Origin of the sequence: Bacillus cereus group sp. N12, assembly GCF_016483575.1 — a bacterium.
Taxonomy (GTDB): Bacteria; Bacillota; Bacilli; order Bacillales; family Bacillaceae_G; genus Bacillus_A; species Bacillus_A toyonensis.
Genome location: NZ_JAEHBO010000309.1, coordinates 1 through 227, shown reverse-complemented (window position 1 = coordinate 227; position 227 = coordinate 1). Strand labels below are relative to the sequence as shown.

Here is a 227-nt window from a genome sequence, read left to right as displayed (position 1 = left end):
TCTTTTAGTCCTACATCTATTCCAATGTAAGAATTTGTTTTCGGAAGTTCTTGCACTTCTGTTTCAACTAACAATGAAACAAAGTATCTACCAGTAGGGTTCCATCTAACCGTAGCATTTAAAATACGTCCCTTTACTTCACGACTTTTAGCAAATCGAACAAGACCTAGTTTTGGCAATTTTATTTTGTTTCCTACAACAGCAATGTTTTCATTTGTTTGTTTTGT

1 pseudogene is annotated in these 227 nt (G+C 33.5%); it reads right to left on the bottom strand.

The annotated features are described in order from the left end of the window. A pseudogene (locus JDS92_RS31755) lies at window positions 1-227 on the bottom strand (IS200/IS605 family element RNA-guided endonuclease TnpB); the annotation flags it as partial.